The sequence below is a fragment of the Niveispirillum sp. FG148 genome (assembly GCF_057809655.1).
In genome coordinates this window covers 229,568-248,573 of the sequence record NZ_JBMDKJ010000002.1, presented here as the reverse complement: position 1 = coordinate 248,573, position 19,006 = coordinate 229,568, and the positions used below count along the sequence as shown (strand labels likewise).

Annotated in this window: 11 protein-coding genes; 3 read left to right on the top strand and 8 right to left on the bottom strand. The window is 64.5% G+C overall.

The genetic code is table 11. The features are described 5' to 3' along the window. Window positions 1–66: 66 nt before the first annotated feature. A complete protein-coding gene (locus ACODTW_RS02975) occupies window positions 67–957 on the top strand; it encodes a LysR family transcriptional regulator (RefSeq protein WP_488944391.1) in 891 nt (296 codons plus the stop codon). Here the strand turns inward: ACODTW_RS02975 and ACODTW_RS02970 are convergent. From ACODTW_RS02970 to ACODTW_RS02960, 3 genes are read right to left on the bottom strand one after another with little or no spacing between them, the layout of a single operon-like run. Next, window positions 926–3,145: a 3-hydroxyacyl-CoA dehydrogenase NAD-binding domain-containing protein gene (locus tag ACODTW_RS02970; RefSeq protein WP_488944390.1), complete on the bottom strand. Its 2,220-nt coding sequence runs from the start codon at window positions 3,143–3,145 to the stop codon at window positions 926–928. The two genes, ACODTW_RS02975 and ACODTW_RS02970, sit on opposite strands and share 32 nt — an antisense overlap. Window positions 3,146–3,168: 23 nt before the next feature. After that, window positions 3,169–4,377, bottom strand: coding sequence for an acetyl-CoA C-acetyltransferase (locus ACODTW_RS02965; RefSeq protein ID WP_488944389.1), 1,209 nt, complete (start codon window positions 4,375–4,377; stop codon window positions 3,169–3,171). Window positions 4,378–4,426: 49 nt separating this feature from the next. Beyond that, the gene (locus ACODTW_RS02960; protein ID WP_488944388.1) at window positions 4,427–6,775 is read right to left on the bottom strand and encodes a TonB-dependent receptor; all 2,349 of its coding nucleotides are present in this window, start codon (window positions 6,773–6,775) and stop codon (window positions 4,427–4,429) included. A 321-nt stretch (window positions 6,776–7,096) separates the two neighbouring features. On the opposite strand from ACODTW_RS02960, the gene ACODTW_RS02955 reads away from it, so the two are divergent. Next, window positions 7,097–8,575, top strand: coding sequence for an aldehyde dehydrogenase family protein (locus ACODTW_RS02955; protein ID WP_488944387.1), 1,479 nt, complete (start codon window positions 7,097–7,099; stop codon window positions 8,573–8,575). Window positions 8,576–8,660: 85 nt separating this feature from the next. On the opposite strand, the gene ACODTW_RS02950 is transcribed toward ACODTW_RS02955, so the two are convergent. The 5 genes from ACODTW_RS02950 to ACODTW_RS02930 are packed head-to-tail and all read right to left on the bottom strand — an operon-like array spanning window position 8,661 to window position 16,988. Next, a complete protein-coding gene (locus tag ACODTW_RS02950) occupies window positions 8,661–9,719 on the bottom strand; it encodes an amidohydrolase family protein (RefSeq protein WP_488944386.1) in 1,059 nt (352 codons plus the stop codon). A 17-nt stretch (window positions 9,720–9,736) separates the two neighbouring features. Then, a complete protein-coding gene (locus tag ACODTW_RS02945) occupies window positions 9,737–11,179 on the bottom strand; it encodes an NAD-dependent succinate-semialdehyde dehydrogenase (protein WP_488944385.1) in 1,443 nt (480 codons plus the stop codon). A gap of 33 nt (window positions 11,180–11,212) precedes the next feature. Beyond that, a complete protein-coding gene (locus ACODTW_RS02940; RefSeq protein ID WP_488944384.1) occupies window positions 11,213–12,673 on the bottom strand; it encodes a carotenoid oxygenase family protein in 1,461 nt (486 codons plus the stop codon). Then, a complete protein-coding gene (locus ACODTW_RS02935) occupies window positions 12,670–14,037 on the bottom strand; it encodes a spinster family MFS transporter (protein WP_488944383.1) in 1,368 nt (455 codons plus the stop codon). The genes ACODTW_RS02940 and ACODTW_RS02935 overlap by 4 nt, the downstream gene beginning before the upstream one ends. A 59-nt stretch (window positions 14,038–14,096) precedes the next feature. Continuing rightward, the gene (locus ACODTW_RS02930; protein ID WP_488944382.1) at window positions 14,097–16,988 is read right to left on the bottom strand and encodes a TonB-dependent receptor domain-containing protein; all 2,892 of its coding nucleotides are present in this window, start codon (window positions 16,986–16,988) and stop codon (window positions 14,097–14,099) included. A 568-nt stretch (window positions 16,989–17,556) separates the two neighbouring features. On the opposite strand from ACODTW_RS02930, the gene ACODTW_RS02925 reads away from it, so the two are divergent. Further along, window positions 17,557–18,990, top strand: coding sequence for a carotenoid oxygenase family protein (locus tag ACODTW_RS02925; protein ID WP_488944381.1), 1,434 nt, complete (start codon window positions 17,557–17,559; stop codon window positions 18,988–18,990). Window positions 18,991–19,006 lie beyond the last annotated feature (16 nt).

Sequence of the window (19,006 nt, the reverse complement as noted above, 5' to 3'; positions counted from 1 at the left end):
GATCGAACCGACATAAGCGTCAAATTCATTTGAAGTCATCAACATGCCTTGATGGAATGACCAGCCATGGACCTCCGACTGAATTATGTCGTCGCCGTCGCGCGTACCGGTTCCATCACGGCGGCGGCCGAAGCGGTCGGGGTCACCCAGTCGGCGATCACCAAAAGCGTGGCCAGCCTGGAAAAGCAGATCGGCTATGCGATCTTCTACCGGACGCCGCGCGGGTCTTTCCTGACTGCGGAAGGGCGCGATTTCATCGACCGCGCCTCGCGGCTGGTCGATGATACGCGCGAATTGCTGCGCCGGCCCACGGAACAGGACCGGGACTATGCCGGTACGCTGCGCATCGGGGTTGGCCCCGCCTCGCTGGAATGGCGCCTGCTGGCCCCCCTGGCGCTGCTGCTGAAACGCCATCCCGGCATCAAGGTTGATGTCAGCGGATCGACGTTTGAGCGCACGGTGCAGTTGCTGCGGGCCGGCACGGTCGACGTCGCCCTGGGGTTCGATGCAGCCTATGCCGACTGGCCGGATATCCACCGGGAGACGATCCGCGCTGTCCGTTCCGTCAACTTCGTGCGCAAGGGGCACCCGTTGCTGGAACGGCCCGCGATAACAGCGGCCGATCTGGCTGAATTCGACTTTGTCAGCCCTTCTGACGGCCGCCCCTATGGCGTGGCCGTCCGCAAGATCTACGAGGATGCCAATATCGAATGGCACAAGCGGGTGCATGTCGTGGATTACTTCCCGCTGGTCCGACAGATCGTGGCCCAGACGAACGCCATTGGCGTCACCACGGAATTCTTCGCCGGCACCCCGGCTTTCCGGACGGATTTCGTCGCGCTGGATGACATGAACCTGCTGCCCCCTTCCACCATGTGCTGTGCCGTTCGCAAGCGTTGGGAGCCAAAGCCCATGGTGCGCGCCTTCATCCGCGCCGTGAAGGAAACGCAGGGGTGACGTCGGTCCCCTGTACGGTGCCCGCGCGCCAGGCCGGATAGAAGGTCTGTCCGCTGGCCGCCATCTCCCGCAGTTGCTGGGTCGGCGCGAACCGGTCGCCATGCTGTGCGGCCAGCCGGTCCAGCGTTTCCACCACGGCCTTTATCCCGACATTGTCCATGTGGCTGAACGGTCCGCCCGTATGTGCCGCGAAACCCCAGCCGAAGATGGCGCCGATATCGCCATCGTCGGGCGTCGACAGCACCCCTTCCTCCAGACAGCGCGCGCATTCGATCAACTGCCGGTAAAGCAGGCGTCGGCGCACCTGGTCGGCTGACGGTTGTTCGGCAGCAGGATGGAAATGCTGGGCTAGACCGGGCCAAAGGCGCTTTGATCCGCCATCGGCGGGATATTCGTAATAGCCGCGGCCATTCTTGCGTCCCTGCCGATCCAGTTCGATCACCATCTTTTCCAGTACACCGTCGGCGGCACTGGGCCGGTAGGCCGCGCCCAGGGCCTCGCGCGTCGCCTGCATGACCTTGAGGCCCAGTTCGATCGAAACCTCGTCTGAAACGGCCAGCGGCCCCACGGGCATGCCCAGCTGCCGGCCCATATTCTCGATCAGAGCTGGATTGATGCCCTCGGCCAGCATCTGTGTGCCTTCCCCCACATATGTGGAGAAGCAGCGAGAGGTGTAGAAGCCCCGGCTGTCATTGACGACGATGGGCGTCTTGCGGATCTGGGCGATGAAATCCAGCGCCTTGGCCAACGCCCTGTCACCGGTCTGCGGGCCCAGGATCACCTCCACCAACGGCATGCGCTCCACGGGGGAGAAGAAATGGATGCCGATGAAATTCTCCGGCTTCGACCAGGCCCGGGCCAGCGTGCCGATGGGCAGGGTGGAGGTGTTGGAACCGAAGATCGTTTCGGGGCCCAGCACTGCTTCCACCTGGCGCGTCACCTCGGCCTTGATGCCGGGATCTTCGAATACAGCTTCAATCACAAAATCCGATCCGGCCAGGGCGGCGAAATCCGTGGCGGGGGTGATGCGGGCCAGGGTCTGGGCCATCTGTTCGTCTGTCATGCCGCCCTTGGCCACGCGGGTCGCCAGTTCGGCATGCACATGCGCCTTGCCCTTGTCGGCGGCCGCCCTGTCACGGTCCAACAGCACGACTTCCATCCCGGCCAGGGCCGCCACGGCGGCGATGCCGGCCCCCATCATGCCGGCGCCCAGCATGGCCAGCCGGCGCGTGGGGGCAGGGGCCTCAGCGGCCGGTCGCCGGGCGCCGCGTTCGGCCGCCTGCTTGTTCACAAACAGGGTGCGGACCATGGAACGGGCCTGGGGATCGGCCAGAACCCTGGCGAAATATTTGGATTCCACGCCGATGGCCAGGTCCATGGGCAGTTGCAGCCCTTCATAGACGGCCGACAGCAGGGCTGCTGGCCCGTGGATATTGTGCTGGGTCTGTTTCACCATCATCGGCACGGCGCCGATGAAATTCTGCACAAAGGCCGGGTTCATGGCCCCGGCCCCGCCCGGAACCTTGAAACCCTTGCGGTCCCAGGGCTGGGTATGTGCTGGGGGATTGGCCATGACCCAGGCCCGGGCAGCGGCCAGCGCGGTACCCCTCGGCACCACCGCGTCCAGCAGCTTCAGCGCCAGCCCTTCCGCCGGGCGGAACAGCTTGCCCTGCAACATATGGGTCAGGGCCGCCTGCACCCCGATCAGGCGCGGCAAGCGCTGCGTTCCACCGCCGCCGGGGATCAGTCCCAGCAGGCATTCCGGCAGGCCAAGCTGCGTCTTGGGATCGTCGCCGGCGACGCGGTAATGACAGGCCAGCGCCAGTTCGAACCCGCCGCCCAGGCAGGCCCCTTCAATGGCGCAGGCCACAGGCTTCCCGCCGGTTTCCAGCCGGCGCAGCAGGCTGTTCAGCACGAAAACCCGTTCAAACAGGCCGGCCAGGCTGCCATCACCCCCGGTCAGCAAGGCCTCCATGGCCTTCAGGTCCATGCCGGCCATGAAGCCGCTTTGCTTGCCTGAGGTGATGACAACACCCTTCACGCTGTCATCACTATCGATCCGGTCAAGCAGGACGGCCAAGTCAGACAGGAAGGCAGCACCGATCACGTTCATCGACTGGCCCGGAACATCGATGGTCAGGGTGGCGATGCCATCCCCGTCCAAGGCGTAACGGATGGATTGGGTCATGATGGGGTCTCCGTTACGGGATGTCAGACGCGTTCGATGATGGCGCCGGTGCCCATGCCGGCGGCGACGCACAGGCAGACCAGCGCCCTCTGCCGGCCCGTGCGTTCCAGCTCGTCCAAGGCAGTGCCCAGGATCATTGCGCCGGTGGCGCCCAGCGGGTGGCCCATGGCAATGGCCCCGCCATTGACATTCACTCGGCTGGGATCAAGGTCCAGCGCCTGGATGGTGCGCAGCACGACACTGGCAAAGGCCTCGTTGATCTCCCACAGGTCGATATCGGCGACGGACAGGCCGCTTCGGTCCAGCAGCTTGCGCGCAATATGTTCAGGTCCGGTCAGCATGATGGTCGGCTCCGACCCGATGGAGCCCATGGCACAGATTCGGGCGCGGGGCCGCAGGCCAAGCCGCTGTCCCGCCCGCTGCGAGCCCACCAGCACGGCCGCGGCCCCATCGACGATGCCGGAACTGTTGCCGGCATGATGGACATGGTCGATCCGCTCCGCCGTCGGATAGCGCAGCAGCGCCACGGCGTCGAAGCCGGGCATTTTCCGGCCCATCTCCTCGAAGGCCGGTTTCAGGGTACCCAACGCCTGCAGGTCGGCATCCGGGCGCATATGTTCGTCATGGTCCAGCAGGACCTGCCCGATAATGTCGCGGATGGGCAGGATGGACCGGCTGAACCGCCCCTCGTCCCAGGCGCGCTTGGCGCGGCGCTGGCTTTCGACGGCGAACGCATCGCAATCGGTCCGCGTGAAGCCGTGCAGCGTGGCCAGAAGGTCGGCCCCGATCCCCTGGGGCACGAAATAGGTCTGGTAGGCAACGGCCGGGTCACTGGCCAGGGCGCCGCCATCCGACATCATGGGCACGCGGCTCATGCTTTCCACGCCGCCGCCGATGGCGAGGTCCACTTCCCCGGCCATGACCTTGGCGGCCGCGATATTGACAGCCTCCAGCCCGGAGCCACAGAACCGGTTGACCTGCACGCCCGGCACGTCCTGGTGATAGCCGGCCATCAGGGCGGCAGTGCGGGCAATGTCGGCGCCTTGTTCACCCACGGGGGTGACGCAGCCCAGGATGACGTCTTCGATCTGCACGCTGTCGATACCGGTGCGGTCAGGCACCGCACGCAGCAGCTGGGCCGCCAGTGCCACCGGCGTCACCTCATGCAGGGCACCATCGGGCTTGCCACGCCCCCGCGGGCTGCGGACCGCGTCGTAGATATAGGCTTCCATGCCGCCTCCATGCAGGCCGGAGGGCATTCGCCCCCCGGTACCGTTTCTGTCAGTATTTGACGCTGAGCTGGATGCCATAGGTGCGCGGCGTACCGGTGTAGCGACGGACCACATCGGACAGACGGGCGACGTTGTTCCAGTAATATTCGTCGAACACATTATGGACGAACAGGGTTGCTGCCCAGCGATCATCATTGGCGGCAATGCCGAACCGCGCATCCACCAGCGTGTAGGCGTCGATCGCCAAGCGCTGGTCGCCACCGAAGCCGGCATTGGTGGCGCTGCGGTAGGTCACATTCAGACCCAGGATGCCGTCCAGGCCGTCGCTGACCGGTGTGCGGTATTCCCCATCCGCGACAAGCTGGTATTTCGGGGTGTAGGGGAAGGCATTACCCTTGAAATCCGCTGCCACCCCCAGGATGGTGGAATTGACGAAGCTGTCCGTTACCTTGCTGTCCAGCCAGGTGCCGCCCAGGCTGAGCCGCAGATGCTCGACCGGATAGGCATTGACCTGGATTTCCGCACCCTTGATCCGTGATTTCGGGACATTCACCAGCCCCGGCAGATTGCCCAGGACCGTGGGGCGGCGCGCCAGAAGCTGTTTGTCATTATAGTCATAGTGGAACAGGGCACCGTTGGCGTCCAGGGCACCACGCACGATGGTTGCCTTGAAGCCGGCCTCATAGGCCATTACCGATTCCTGCGTGACGGGCGACAGGGTCGATGCCTCGATGGCCGGCAGGGTGGGGGCGCTGCCCGACTTGTAGCCCTTGCTGGCATTCACATAGAACAGGGTGCGCGGCAGCGGCTTCCAGTCCAGGCCCGCACGCCAGGACACGTTATCCTCGTTCAGCGATTTGTGCACCTCGTTGGGGGTGGCCGTGGCGTCCAGCGTGACGCATTGGTTGGCCTGCAAGGCGGCGATGGGCGACAGGCCGGCCCGGCCGCGCACGACATTGATCAGAACGCTGTAGGTGGCGGCCGATGTGGCATCACCGCTGACGGCGCAGGAACGGTAATCCAGGTCGACCTTGGTGTAGCGCAGGCCGCCATGGGCCGTGATCTCGTCGGTCAGGTCCATGTCGATATTGCCGAACAAGGCCCTGTTGTCGAATTCCTGCCGGCCGCGCAGCCCGGAACTGAGCGTGCGCATGCCGGGGATGGTGGTGAAGGAACTGGTCGTATAGGGGAACTGGTACAGGCTGTTTTCGTCCGACTTTTCCTTGGCATAGCTGGCGCCGGCCACGATGATCGCCGGCCCGACTTCCCCCGTCAGACGCAGTTCCTGGGAGAAGGCCGACAGGCTGCCCCGGACATTGGTCAGCGACGCGCGCTGATCGGTGCCGTCCTGGTCGACAAGCTGGTCGACATCCATGTCGGAATAGGCGGTGATGGAAGTCACCTGGATTTTGTCGGTGATGTCCAGATCACCGCGCAGGGAGGCTTGGTAGAAGTCGTTGTCCCGTTTCAGCGACTGATCCGGGTCCCAGTCGGCGGCGCGGTTATTGTCGGGCGCCACGGGGTAATTCACGATATTGGGGATAGAGCCGGTGGCGGAAGGGGCGGAATAGACCCGCGCGATCAGTTGTGCGGCCTGGGTATCCGATTTGTCCTTGAAGCCGTTGACATTGATCGTGAATTTCAGGTCGTCCGACGGCGTCACATCCACCAGCAGCCGGCCCTGGTAGAAGCGCTTGGCGCCCAGGCTGTCGTCGCGGCTGTAGCTTTCCTGCCAGTCGCCGCTGCGCACGGCGCGCGCCGACAGGCGGGCGGTGACGACATCGCCCACCAGCGGGCCGCTGACATAGCCCGATGTCTCAAAACTGTTGAACCGCGCAATGCTGGCCGTCATCCCGGCGGCGAAGTCCCGCGTCGGCTTGGCCGCGACATAGTTGAGCGCGCCGCCCGTGGCGTTCTGGCCGAACAATGTACCCTGCGGTCCTTTCAGCACTTCCACGCGGGCCAGGTCCAGGGCGGCCCCCTGCGCCATGATGGAGAAGGGCAGGGGCACCTCGTCGGTATAGACGGCGACGCTGGGCTTGGCGCCCAGGGTGGTGTCGAAGAAGCCGACGCCGCGCAGCGTGAAGACCGGCGTGCCCGAACCGCTTTCCGTGAAGCTGAGGCCCGGCGTCACCTTGGCCAGATCTTCCACATCGGTGATGCCGCGCGCGGCCAGATCGTCACCGGTGATGGCGGTGATCGACATGGGCACGTCATTCAGCGACTGTTCGCGCTTCTGCGCCGTCACGATGATCTCTTCCAGCACGACGGCACTGTCCTGCCCGCCGGTGGTGGCCGGCGCCGGGGCCGCCTGGGCCATGGAGACGGACGGCCACAGGATGGAATTCAACGCCGTCGCCATCATCAGGACGGATCGGCGGGCATGGTTACGCTTCATCTCTTCCTCCCTTGACGCACCGCGGCCGGTTGCCCGCGATGCCACCGCCCTGGGGCCGTCGGCCGGCGGGCAGCTTGTTCATAAATTTGTTCCTGAGAGGAAAGGCGGCGGGCGGGTGATTGTAAAATTCAATTTCCTGGCCCTTTATTCCTGCAAGGAATGTTGCGCGTCTGCCGGCGGCCACCATGCGTTGGCGGAATGTTGCCATCCAAGAAGGAATTGCGGGTTGCTTCCCCGCTTCCCGTAAAAATCCGCAGCGGCGCCCTGAACGCGGGTGGCCCAACCACCCGTTGCTGTAATGCGTTCGAGGGAGAAGGCCGGATGAGCACCGATATTGCCGATGCGACGCGGGCGTCGCTGTCCCGACCATTCCGGATGCTGATCGGGGATGATTGGTGCGAGGCGTCCGACGGCGCGCGCCTGGATGTCGTCAACCCCTCGGACGAACGGGTTTTTGCCACCATTCCCCTGGGCACGGCGGACGATATCGATCGGGCTGTCGCCGCCGCCCGCCGGGCGTTCGACAATGCGGTCTGGACCGGGCTGACGCCTGGCCGCCGCGCCCAGATCCTGTGGCGGGTCGGCGATCTGCTGGAAGCGCGCGCGCAGGAATTGGCCGAGCTTGAAACGCTGGATAATGGCAAGCCGGTCAGCGCAGCCCGCGCCGTGGACCTGCCCCTGGCCATTGGCGCCTTCCGCTACTGGTCGGGCTGGTGCACCAAGATCACGGGCGAGGCGCCGACCGTGGACATGCCGGGCAATTTCATGGCGATGACGCGGCGTGAGCCGGTGGGCGTGGTCGGCATCATCACGCCCTGGAACTTTCCCCTGGTTCAGGCCGTCGTGAAGATCGCCCCGGCGCTGGCGGCCGGCTGCACGATGGTGGTGAAGCCGGCGGAGCAGACTTCGCTGACGCTGCTGCGGCTGGGGGAAGTGCTGTTGGAGGCGGGCGTGCCGCCGGGCGTGGTCAATTTTGTTTCAGGCCTGGGCAGCGTCACCGGTGCGGCACTGGCCGCGCATGGGGATGTCGACAAGATTTCCTTCACCGGCTCCACCCCCGTTGGCAAGACGCTTCTGACTGCGGCGCAGGGCAATCTGAAGCGCCTGACACTGGAACTGGGGGGCAAATCGCCGACGATCCTGATGGAAGATGGCGATCTGGATCGGGCCATTCCCAGCATTGCCGGGGGGATCTTCCGTAACGCCGGTCAGATGTGCGCGGCGGGGTCACGGCTGCTGGTGGCGCGGCCGGTGGTGGATCGGGTGCTTGACGGGTTGGTGCAGCAGGCCCGCGCACTGCGGATCGGCCCCGGCATCGACCCGGCGACCACGCTGGGTCCGCTGGTATCGGCGGCACAGCAGCGCCGCGTACTGTCCTATATTGAGCAGGCGCGCCGCGAGGGGGCGGGTGTGGTGACCGGCGGGCATGCTGCCAGCGACCGGGGCTATTTCGTCGAACCCACCATCCTGCTTGACCCGGGTGCGGCGGCGACGGTGTCGCGGGAGGAGATTTTCGGACCGGTACTGGTGGTAACGCCCTATGACGATCCGGCCGATCTGGCCCGGCTTGCCAATGACACGGTCTATGGGCTGTCGGCCAATATCTGGACCCGGGATGTCAGCGCGGCCTACCGCCTAGCGCAGAAAATCAAGGCCGGCACGATTACCGTCAACAGCGGCATGATCGTCGGCCCGGCCCTGCCGTTCGGCGGGTTCAAGCAGTCGGGCTGGGGCCGTGAAGGCGGTGCCGAGGGGCTGGCCGCCTTCACCGAGACGAAAAGCATCATCACCGCGCTTTGATGCCGGCTCCCGATGAACTGAATTCATCGGGAGCCGGTTCGGCGGCGATGACAAGTCAGCATGGCGTGGCCGCTGCTGACGGATACTATTTGATCTTGAACAGCCGCTCCGCATTGGTCTGGAAGAATTTCTTCTTCACTTCCAACGGCATGTCCATGGCGTCCAGGGCCATCACCTCTTCCACCGGGCATTGGTAGGGGTAGTCCATGGCGTAGAGCACGCGATCGTCGCCCATCACCTTCTGCGTGAACTTGATCGCCTCGTCCCAGGCCACGCCGGAATTGGTGATGTGGAAATGTTCGCGCAGATAGGTGGAGACCTTGCCCTTCTTCAGGGGCTTCATGCATTCGTACCGGCCCGTGCGCACGCCGGCCCCATGCATGAAATCCAGACGGTAAAGCCAGAAGGGCAGGGCCTCGCCCATATGGCCGATGATGATCTGCAATTTGGGGAACCGGTCCAGCGCGCCGGACGTAATCATGCGCAGCGCGTGCATGCCCGTCTCGACGCCAAAGCCGAAAATGGCCCCGTCCAGACCGGCTTCCAGCAGGGGGCCGATCATGGCGGCAGGCGGGGTGTTGGGATGGATATAGAGGGGGACATCCATCGCCTCGATGGCTTCCAGAACCTCGTGGAACTTGGGATTGTCCAGATACTCCCCCAGGATGTGGCTGTTGATCAGCACGCCGGACAGGCCCAGCTTGCTGATGGCGCGCTCCACCTCCCGCGCTGCCGCCTTGGGGTTCTGCGGCGCGCAGGCGGCCATGCCGCTGAAACGCGTGGGGTACTTGGCGATGGCTTCGGCCAGCCGGTCGTTTGCCGTCTCCGCGATCATCGTTGCCCGGTCGGCATTGCGGATGACGTTCGTGCCGGGTGCGGTCAGGCCCAGGATCTGCCGGTCGATGCCGCGTTCATCCATATGGGCGATGCGCTGTTCGCCCAGATCCATCAGGGCATTGGCCACGAAACGCGGGCGTTCGGCCGGATGGTCCAGATAATAGCCGATCAGGCTGAGGAAACCCGGATCGACATCCGGGGCCGCCAGTTCCTCCCGAAACGCCGCGATCAGTTCGGGCGTGGTGAAGGCTTCTTCGGTCGCGATGCGCAGATAACCCTGGGCGCCGCCGGTCTTGGGCGTGGTCATGGGATTTGCCCCTATTTTCAAAGCTGATGGATGGTCTTGGTGACAAGGCAGGCGGCCAGCCCCTCGGGCCCGTCCTCCGACCCGTGGCCACTTTCCTTCACGCCGCCGAAGGGCGCGTCGGGCGCGGCCAGCGCCGTGGTATTGATGCCCACCATGCCGGCCTCGATGGCGTCGCCGATCAGGTTGGCCCGGCGCGCATTCTCCGTGAAGGCAAAGGAAGCCAGGCCATAGGGCAGGCGGTTGGCCTGTTCCACGGCCTCATCAAGGGTGGCGAAGGGGGTGGTGACCACGATGGGGCCGAACGGTTCCTCGTTCATGATGCGGGCGCTGTTGGGCACATCGGACAGCACGGTCGGCTGCCAGAAGAAGCCCTTGCCCTCGATCCCTTCCCCACCCGTGCGGATGCGCGCACCATGGCTGACGGCATCCTTGATGAAGTCGGCGATGGCGGCCGGCCGGCGCGGATTGGCCATCGGACCCATATTGGTGTCCGGCAGCAACCCATCGCCCACCTTCATCTGCGACATCCGCCTGGCATAGGCTTCCACGAACCGGTCATGGATGCCTTCCTGGATATAGAAGCGGGTGGGGGAAACGCAGACCTGGCCGGCATTGCGGACCTTGGACCCGGCCAGCATCTCCACCGTCCGGTCGAAATCGCAATCATCGAAGATGATGACGGGCGCGTGCCCGCCCAGTTCCAGGGTGGTGACCTTCATCGTGTCGGCGCACAGCCGCATCAGATGCTTGCCGACCAATGTCGATCCCGTGAAGCTGAGCTTGCGGATGATCGGGCTGGCCAGCAGGTGGCGCGACACCTCGTCCGGGACACCGAAGACAAGCTGCACGACATCGGACGGGCAGCCGGCATCGATCAGCGCCTGGACCACGGCCATGGCCGATGCCGGGGCTTCTTCCGCAGGCTTCAGGATCACCGAACAGCCGGCCGCGATGGGCGCGCCCAGCTTGCGGCCGGGATTATGGATGGGGAAGTTCCAGGGGGCAAACGCTGCCACCGGTCCCACCGGCACCTTCATGACCAGGGAACGCGCCCCGGCCGGCCGCACCAGCACGCGGCCATAGACCCGCTTTGCCTCCTCCGCATAGAAATCGAACAGGCCGGCGCAGGCATATGCCTCGATCCTGGTTTCAGCGAAGGTCTTGCCTTCCTCCCGCGTGGCGTTGCGGGCGATGACATCGGCGCGTTCGCGCAGCAACTGGGCCGCCCCGCGCAGGACGCGGGCCCGTTCCTCGACCGGCGTCTTGCTCCAGGTGCGGAAGCCGCGGTCGGCGGCGGCCAGCGCCCGGTCCAGGTCGGCAGCACCAGCCAGGGGCACCTCACCCAGCACATCCCCGCTGGCAGGGTTGATGACGCTGTGGGTGCGGTCGGACCGCATGATCCACTCGCCATCGATATACATGCCGAGCTTCGGATACTCGGCGGAATTCTGGTCAACCAAGGTCGATCCCTTTCGATCGCGCGGGATAGCAGATCAGGCGGCGGTGGTCTGGGCCGGTGCCCAGTTGCCATGCAGGCCCATACGGATGCGGAAAGGCAGGCCGATCGTGGCGATGGGGCCGGCGGCCAGGTCCAGCGCCTTGAACAGCAGCAGGCGGGAGGCCTGCTCAATCAGCCGGTTTTCCAGCACCACGATGTAGCCGTCGCCTTCCTGGGTGGAGCCGGGACGCGGCACGAAGGCCGGTTCCTGGAGCGACGAGGTGGAGCCGACCCAATAGGTGTCGGTCTCGCCTGTTTCCAGGTCGATGCGGCCCAGCGTGTTCATCATCAGACCAGACGCGCTGCGCCCGCCCGGCAGGTCGACAGGCTTGCTCAGGTCCTGTACCAGCTGCCAGCCATAGCGGTTCTTCACCCCGGCGAAACGATCGTCGATGCGCGGGAATTCGCCCACCAGCTTGGCCAGCGGCGCCATCTGGATGTCGTCACTGTTCGCACTCATGTCCACGGTCCAGCGCGTCATGGTCGCGGCCGCTTCCTGCGGCTGGAACGGCGCCCCTTCGGTATCGGGGAAGAAGGGGAACATGTTGCCTTTGGCCATGGGCACATCGAAATGCACCTTGCTGCCTTCCTCATGCGCATTCATGACGTGGCTGGCAAAGCAGGTGGGGGTGGAGAACCAGCGGATATCCGCCGCTTCGCCATTGCGCGGCAGGATGCCCAGATGCACGGGGCGGCCGCGGTCGAAGCCGAAATGCGGCAGGCCGGCCTGCAGGCGTTCCCACGACCCGACGATCGGAACGACGTGGAAGATCACGTAATTCTCGGTAAAGCCGAAATCATGCATCATGCAGTAATAGGGAATCTCAAACCAGACTTCCTTGGTGATTTTCCCTTCTGCATCAATGGCATAATAGACCATGTCGCGGGTGCACAGACCCTTGGCCGCATAGCCGAAGCTCAGCATCTCGCCCGTGCGCGGGTCGATCTTGGGATGGGCGGAGAAGGTCTGCGACAGCATCGTGCCGTCGAAATCATAGGTCGGGTCCAGCGTCTCCAGCGTTTCCGGATCCATGATGACGGGCGGGCTGTCCTCCTTCAGGGCGAACAGCTTGCCGGCATGGACGATGACATTGGTGTTGGCGGTGCCGCGCACCTCTCCCTTCACGCTGTCATCATCGGTCAGCGGGTTGCGATAGGCGCCGAACAGGGCGTGGCCGGCCTTGCGTTCCAGCGTGAACTTGTCGGTACGGACCCAGCGCTGCTGCAGGGAGACATTGCCGTCCTTGAAGCGGAAGCGGGTGACCATGCCGTCGCCATTGAACCAGATATCGTCGCCGGCCAGCGGCGGGAATTGCGGGTCGGGCGCCACGCGGTAGAAGCTTCCATCCAGGTCGGCCGGCACCGCACCCGTCAGCACGGGCAGGTCATGGACAGTGGCCTCGACACCGGAGGGGGCGAAGAAACCCGTGAAATTGGGGGTGTTGGGAAACTTCATGATGTGCCTCGTGCAGAGAGCGTTTCATTCAGGACGGGTGCGGTCTCGGCCATGATGGCACGGGACGCGAGCCAGTAATGCAGGGCGGCCCAGGCATAGAGACCAATGCTGGACAGGAGCGCGCTGCGCACCCCGATGGCCGAGGCATTCAGCCCTTCGCCGGCCGGGACGGCAGACGCGAATAAGTCGCTGAGCAGGCCCAGCAGCGGCGGCCCGAACCCGACCCCCACCAGGGTGGAGACGAAGAAATAGACGAAGGCCGCCGTCGTCCGCTGCTGTGGCGCCACCATGTTCTGGAAGGCGACCAGCGTGGGAACGGAATGGAAGAACAGGAACACGCCGCCGATGGTGATCAGGCTGACGGCCACCACTGGGTTGCCAACCGCATAGCCGGCCAGATAGAGCGGAATGCTGATGGCGATGCCGCAGAAGGGCAGCAGCGCGTACCAGCGCGCACCGCGCCGGGCGATGAAGTCGATGCCGAAGCCGCCCAGGCTCATCCCCGCCGTCGACGCCGTGGTGCTGAGGATCGCCACATAGAGCGCCGTGGTGGTCAAGGGCAGGCCATGGACGCGCATGAAGAAGGGGGCGGTGAAGGCGCCACCGGCGAACAGGGACATGCTGGTCAGCGCCAGCCCGGCCAGCATGTGGCGGAAGGCCGGCCGGCGGAACATCTGCGCGAACACCTCCCGCGTGCGGGGCGGCTCGGCCTTCACTGCCGGAGCGGGGGTTCCGGCCTGCCGGTCGCTCCATCCCCGCGGCGGATCGCGCAGCAGCAGCCGGAACAGCACGGCCACGATCAACCCCGGCGCACAGACCAGCATCAGGGCCACACGCCAGCCATGATCCTTGGCCAGCCAGGCCGCCACCACCGAGCCCAGCAAGGAACCGACGGGGGCGCCCAGACGCATGATGGTCAGGGCGAAACCACGTCGGTGCGGCGGGAAATGGTCACCGATCAGCGAGGTGCTGGGCGCCTGCACCCCAGCTTCACCGATGCCCACACCGATGCGGCACAGGAACAGCGTCCAGACATTGGTCGCCATGCCGCACAGCAGGCTCATGACCGAAAAGACGGCCACGGAGACGGAGATGATGGTGACGCGGTCCCGCCGTTCCGCCAGCCGGGCGATGGGCAGGCCCAGGGTGGAATAAAGGATGGCGAAGGCCAGGCCGCCCAGCAGACCGAACTGGAAATCGGTCAAGCCCAGATCCTTCTTGATGGGTTCCGCCAGGGTCTGGACGATGACCCGGTCGACATAGGCAAAGGCGGCGACCAGCAGGATCAGGACCAGCAACATCGCGCGATAGGCACGCCCAAAGCTGGGTTCGGGAGCCGCTTTCGCGCTTTCAGGAGAAGTCATGGATGGCCCCGCTCTCTTTCCTGGGAAACGGGGAGGCCGTCCGGCCTCCCCGCGGCAGATCAGAAGGAGAAGCGGAAGCCGGCCTTGAAGGAGCGACCGATATTGTCATAGAGCACGGGATTGGTCACCCCGAAGCTGGACGGCAGATCGTTGGGCGGATCGCGGTCGAACAGGTTGTTCACGATGCCGTATACCTGCACCTTCGTGTCGTTGAAGGTCAGATCATACTGGGCATTCAGGTTGAACAGCCAATAGGAGCCGACATAATTGTCGCTGATACTGTTGGCCGCCGTCGGGCTGTAACCCGCTTCGTGCGGGCCGATCAGCGTGGCGTTGTAGACACCATGCGATACGTAGCGGCTTTGAACCGTGCCCGTGAAATCACCCAGCGCGTAGGTGGCGCTGAGCGTGCCGGTGAAGGTCGGCAGGCCCGACGGCTGCGAGGTGGGTGCCCCGTTCATGCCGGCGCGGTTGACCGAGGTGCCGGTGGCGTCGATCGTGATCAGGTCAAACAGATAGGTGCCGAGCGCCCGCAGGGTCAGGTCGCCTTCACCCAGATCGAACTTGTAGCGGGCTTCGATATCAACGCCGCGCGTGGTCAGGGTGTTGAGGTTCAGGTTGGCGTTGTTGACGCTGGTGATGGTGCCGGCGGCGTTGCGCGTGATCAGGGAGCAGAGATCGGTCGCACCGGCCTTGCAGCGGTTAATGATGACCTGACCGCCCAGCGTCGTGATGGCACCGTCCAGCTTGATGTCGAAATAGTCGGCCGACAGTTGCAGACCGTCGATCGGCGTGACGACGGCACCTGCCGTCCAGGTCTTGGCAATTTCCGGCCGCAGCTTGGCATTGCCGCTCAACACCACGGAGGTCAGGGCGCTGCCGCCATTGTTGGGATCGGTCAGCAGCTGGAAGCTGGTGCTGGCCGGGGCGTAGAGTTCGAAGAAGTTGGGCGCGCGGATGTCACGCGACCGGGTGCCGCGCAGGCGCAGGAAATCCACCGGTTCCCAGGACAGACCGGCCTTCCAGCTCCAGACCGAGCCGCTGGTCGAATAGTCGGTCAGGCGCACGCCGCCATTGGCCGACAGGCTTTCGGCGAACGGCACGGATTTCAGCAGCGGCACGCCCAGTTCGGCATAGCCTTCCTTCACCTTGGTATTGGGGCCGGAAATGGACTGGCCGGAGCTGGTGATGAAGCGCAGAGCCGAGGAAATGGGGTCGGTGCTGCCGGCCACGCTTTCCACGCGATATTCCGCACCCGTCGCAAAGGACATGGGGCCGGCCGGCAGTTCCGCCACGGTGCCCTGCAGGTTCAGCGAGCCGACCTGCTGGATCAGATGCGTGTGCTGCCAGGCGGTGCCATAGGCATAGGCGACGGCTTCCTTGGAGAAGCGGTTCTCACCAAACAGATTCAGCGGCTTACACCCCGCCACCAGCGGATTGGTCGGCGTCGTCAGGGTCGAGCGGCAGACGATGTTGCCATTGGCCACCCCGTTCTGGAGCAGACCCTGATCCACCGCATCCACTGCGCGGGCGAAATTGTCGGTGATCTGGGTGTTGCGGGTTTCCTGCTCATAGTTGGTCCGGCCATACTGGTAATAGGCATCCCATTGCCAGTCGTCGGTAAGATCGCCCCGCGCACCGGTAACGACACGGTAGGTCTCGCGGCTGACTTCCGCGACAGGTGGCCCGATATCGTTCGACACGCGGCCGAAGGAGAAACTGGTCTGGTTGGCGGCCACCAGCTGTGACCGCAGGGCCGCCGGCAGATAGGCATTGTCGCGCTGGATGGTGATGTTGCCGGTATTGCGCGACGAAGCGCCGATCGTTTCCGCATCGGCCCGGCCATAGGACGCTTCCAGGAACACCTGGGTGCTGTCGGTCGCCTGATACTTGGCGTGCATCATGCTGGAGAAGCGCTCGACCGGAGCCACCAGCGGGAAGTTGTTGTAGAAGCCATTGACCGGATCGGCGCTGCCGCCGGACTGGAACAGGCCGCCATTGGAATAGGCGGGGCCGGTGGCGTAATAGGTGCCGTAATCATGGTTGAAATAGCTGCCATCGGGACGGAATTCGATCCCGCGCAGCACGCCGGTGGTGATCAGGCCGTTGAAGGACGATGTCGCTGTGCGGGCATTGGGCAGCAGGATGGTCCGCGCCAGGCCGTTGGTCTGCGGCGTGGGGTTGGAGATGGTGTTGTAGCTTTCCGCGCACCAGTCGCGGGTATAGCAATCGCCCACCCCCTTGTTGTTGGAATATTCGGCGCCGAAAACGACATGCCCGCGATCGCCGGCAAAATCGGTGCCGCCGGCCAGTGTCGCATAGACTTCGCGATTGTCGTCTTCCTGCGATATGCCATACTGCAGGCTGCCGCGCACGCCATCGAGATCGGTGTTCAGGATCACGTTGACGACGCCGGCAACCGCATCGGAGCCATAGGCTGCGGAGGCACCGCCGGTGACGACCTCGCTACGCTCGATCAGGGCGGTCGGGATCAGGTTCAGGTCGACGGAACCGGACGGCGAATTGCCGCTGCCGGCGATCGTGCTGGCGACAAACCGGCGGCCATTGACCAGCACCAGCGTGCGCTGGGCACCCAGGCCGCGCAGGTCGGCCAGGTTGGCGCCGGCATTGCTGGAGAAGATGCCGACCGTGGCCGGGGTCGATTGCGGCCGGAACGAGGGCAGGGTGTTCAGCATGTCGGCCACGCTGGCCACACCCTGGCGCTGCAGGTCCACCTCGCCGACGACGGTCACGGGGGTCGGCGTCGTGAAGCCGGTAACGGGCAGGCGCGTACCGGTCACGACAACTTCTTCCAGCTGGTCCAGCGTCGAATGCGGATCGCTGGCACCGCCCTGGGGTGGGGCTGTATTGGCGGTTGCGGTCTGGGCCAGGGCGGCAAGGATCGCCACGGTGCTTGCACGGGCCAGCCAGTGCGGCAGTGAATGCCTCATTCGAAACTCCTCCCCCTTGCGATGCGCCGGCCGGGACAGACACGGGTCACATGCGCTTGTTGATTTATCAATGAGATTATTGATAGCTCAATGATATGGCGCTTGGCAATAGGTTGTTCGGGCAAATCGACCGGCATTCGCCTGAACATCTGCACATGGCTTGCAGCAAATGTCAGCCGTGGAAGGGCAGTCAAGGACCATCGGTGAACATCCAGGAATATATTGTATTTATTCAATATTTTTGAGTGTCTGGGCAGTGTGGCATTGACAGTGCCCGCCCATCGGTGGCGCCGTCCGCCAGGAGTTTCTCAATTGTGCGCCGCACAGTTTCTCTCCGCCAGGCCTTCTGCGGGACAAAAGCGGCCCTGCAGGAAGAAAGGGCAGCCATCGTCAAGAAACTGCGGGCGTTCAGCGCTTTGCGCATTGACAGTCAGACTTACATATTGATTCATCAACAAACACCATAAATCGAGGCGGACCGCCCCTGTTCCGGGGTATGTGCCTGACAGCACCGGCCGCCCGGAACACCGCTGCTGCGCATTCGCGGAGGGCGAAGGGGAGAGATCCGATGGAAGTCCGTTTTCCCGACATCCAGGCCTACCAGGGCTGGGCCAAGCCGCTGCGGCTGGAATCAACCGTCGACGCACTGGAAACGATCGAAGGCACGGTGCCGCCCGGGCTGGACGGCACCTGGTACCGGGCCGGGCCCGACCGGCAGTACCCGCCCATGCGGGGCACCGACATCTTCATCGATGGCGAGGGCATGGCGCATATGTTCCGCATCAAGGATGGCAGCGTCTCCTACCGCAGCCGCTGGGTGCGCAATGACCGTTTCATGGCCCAGGCCAAGGCGGGACGATCGCTGTTCGGCCTTTATCGCAACCGGTTCACCGATGATCCGTCGGTCAAGGGCGTCAGCGGCGGTACCGCCAACACCAATGTCATCTTCCATAATGGCCGTCTGCTGGTGCTGAAGGAGGATGACCTGCCGTTCGAGGTGGATCGCGACACGCTGGAGCCGGTGGGGCGCTATGATTATGGCGGTGCGATCCGGGCCACGTCGCTGACGGCGCATCCGAAATGGTATCCCGATGACGGCCGGCTGCTGACCTATGCCTATCAGGCGCGTGGTGATGGCACGCGCGATATCGTCTTCTACGATATTGACGATGACGGCCGCATCCTGGACGAAATCTGGTTCGAGATGCCCTATGCGTCGCTGGTCCATGATTTCTCCGTGACGCCCAACTGGGCCATCTTCCCGTTCATGCCGCTGATCACCGATGTTGAGAATCTGAAGCGCGGCGGCACCTTCTATGAATGGCATCCAGACGAGCAGGTGGTCGTGGCCCTGGTCAAGCGGGGCGGCACGCGCGAGGATATCCGCTGGTTCCGCGGGCCGGCCGGGTGCCTGAGCCATATGATGAATGCCTGGGAGGACGGGGAGAGGGTCCATCTGGATGCCTGCTACTATGATGGCAATTGCTTCCCCTTCTTTCCAACGCCGGACGGGCAATATGTCGAAGGCTGTCCGCCCATCCTGTCCCGCCTGACGTTCGATCTGGCCGGCGAGGGCGACCATTTCGAACGCCGCCCCATCATCGCCATGCCCGGGGAGATGCCGCGCACCGACGACCGTTATCAGGGACTGGACTGCCGTCACGGCTTCCTGATCACCGGTCGTAGCCCCGATGGATCGTCGGCCATCGGCCGCGTCGATCTGCATACGGGTGCTGTGACGCGCTGGCACCCTGGTCCCGGCGCCTCGGTCCATGAACCGCAATTCGTGCCGCGGGGACCGGACGCGCCGGAGGGGGATGGCTGGCTGCTGGTCATCGTCAACCGGCTGAACGCCAATCTCAGTGAGTTGGCCATCCTGGACGCGCAGAATATCGAGGCGGGGCCGGTAGCCCGGCTTTACATGCCGATGCGGGTGCGCACCACCTTCCATGGCACCTGGGTGCCGGGTCCGGCGCTGCGCAGCCGGGCGCGCAATGACTGATATGCTTGACCGGTGA

Bases quoted from the DNA above. Each gene is read 5' to 3' on its own strand.
- ACODTW_RS02975 (WP_488944391.1), top strand. From the start codon at position 67: ATGGACCTCCGACTGAATTATGTCGTCGCCGTCGCGCGTACCGGTTCC.
- ACODTW_RS02970 (WP_488944390.1), bottom strand. From the start codon at position 3,145: ATGACCCAATCCATCCGTTACGCCTTGGACGGGGATGGCATCGCCACC.
- ACODTW_RS02965 (WP_488944389.1), bottom strand. From the start codon at position 4,377: ATGGAAGCCTATATCTACGACGCGGTCCGCAGCCCGCGGGGGCGTGGC.
- ACODTW_RS02960 (WP_488944388.1), bottom strand. From the start codon at position 6,775: ATGAAGCGTAACCATGCCCGCCGATCCGTCCTGATGATGGCGACGGCG.
- ACODTW_RS02955 (WP_488944387.1), top strand. From the start codon at position 7,097: ATGAGCACCGATATTGCCGATGCGACGCGGGCGTCGCTGTCCCGACCA.
- ACODTW_RS02950 (WP_488944386.1), bottom strand. From the start codon at position 9,719: ATGACCACGCCCAAGACCGGCGGCGCCCAGGGTTATCTGCGCATCGCG.
- ACODTW_RS02940 (WP_488944384.1), bottom strand. From the start codon at position 12,673: ATGAAGTTTCCCAACACCCCCAATTTCACGGGTTTCTTCGCCCCCTCC.
- ACODTW_RS02935 (WP_488944383.1), bottom strand. From the start codon at position 14,037: ATGACTTCTCCTGAAAGCGCGAAAGCGGCTCCCGAACCCAGCTTTGGG.
- ACODTW_RS02930 (WP_488944382.1), bottom strand. From the start codon at position 16,988: ATGAGGCATTCACTGCCGCACTGGCTGGCCCGTGCAAGCACCGTGGCG.
- ACODTW_RS02925 (WP_488944381.1), top strand. From the start codon at position 17,557: ATGGAAGTCCGTTTTCCCGACATCCAGGCCTACCAGGGCTGGGCCAAG.